This is a genomic window from Mycobacterium sp. E136 (assembly GCF_001666865.1).
GTDB lineage: Bacteria > Actinomycetota > Actinomycetes > Mycobacteriales > Mycobacteriaceae > Mycobacterium.
In genome coordinates this window covers 1-1143 of the sequence record NZ_LZJE01000247.1, presented here as the reverse complement: position 1 = coordinate 1143, position 1143 = coordinate 1, and the positions used below count along the sequence as shown (strand labels likewise).

Below are 1143 nucleotides of genomic sequence, written 5' to 3'. Positions count from 1 at the left end.
CGACCAGATCCAGGTCGGGCCTGCTCCGGATCGCATCGATCGCGATCGACCCGACGCCGCCCGTCCCCCAGACCACGGTTCTCAGCGGTGTTTTCACGATTCCTCCGTTGCTGCGATTGACCCCGTCACCAGTGCGGCGCGCTCGAGATACTCGCGACCGATTCGTCGCCCTGCCGTCTCCCACACATCTGCACAGCGACCGAGTACAGCTCGGTCGTCGGCGCTCCCTCGGCGGGCGCCCGGATGTCGAACCGGAGCGTGAACATCAGCACCGCGACAAGGCCGGGGTATTCACGACGACCGACTCTAACCTAATCTTTGTTCTGGTTACCATTAATAGTGGATGCTATTCTCAGCGCTGGCTTTGTCGCCACACCGGGCTCCCGGAGGAGGATCGATGACCGGAGGTAAGCACCGCGTCGTGGTCTGGTCGACCGGCGGAATCGGCTCCATCGCGATCCGCGCGATCTCACAGAGACCCGACCTGGATCTCGTCGGGGTGTGGGTGCACTCCGAGGAGAAAGTCGGCAAGGACGCGGGGGTGCTGGCGGGCGGTGATCCGATCGGGCTGGCGGCCACCAATGACGCCGATGCGTTGATCACGCTGCGACCGGACTGCGTGGTGTACGCCGCGAGCGGGCCGGAACGCGACGCCGCGGCGGTGCCCGACTACCTGAAGCTCCTGGAAGCCGGGATCAACGTCGTGTCGACGTCGTCGACGACGCTGATCTATCCGCCCGCCTATTACTCGCCCGAATGGCGCAACCAGATGGAGCAGGCGGCGAAGAAGGGGAGTGCATCCTTTTACGCCTCCGGGATCTTCCCCGGTTTCGGCTCCGACCAGCTGGCGTTGGTGCTCGCCACGCAGTCGAAGCGGATCCAGCGTCTGACCGTCACCGAGGTCGCGCTCAACGATCACTACCCGGTGGCCGACGTGATGATGAACGGCATGGGCTTTGGTCGTCCCCTGGATTTCGAACCGCTGCTGAAGACGCCTGGGTTCATCGAAATGGCTTGGCGGGCACCGATTCATCTGATGGCCGCCGGTCTCGGCGTGGAGGTCGAGGAGGTCCGCGGCACCCTCGACCGCCGCGTCACGGACCGCGACATCGAGGTGGCGTTCGGCACTATCGAGGCGGGGAC

The 1143-nt window shown here is 65.0% G+C and carries 2 protein-coding genes; one reads left to right on the top strand and one right to left on the bottom strand.

Going from position 1 to position 1143, the window contains the following annotated elements; genetic code table 11:
• Window positions 1–125: 125 nt before the first annotated feature.
• A complete protein-coding gene (locus A5698_RS28660; protein WP_156670581.1) occupies window positions 126–266 on the bottom strand; it encodes a hypothetical protein in 141 nt (46 codons plus the stop codon).
• 131 nt (window positions 267–397) lie between these two features.
• On the opposite strand from A5698_RS28660, the gene A5698_RS16415 reads away from it, so the two are divergent.
• Window positions 398–1143 (top strand): NAD(P)H-dependent amine dehydrogenase family protein (locus A5698_RS16415; protein WP_068298982.1); only part of this gene is annotated, 746 nt, incomplete at its 3' end.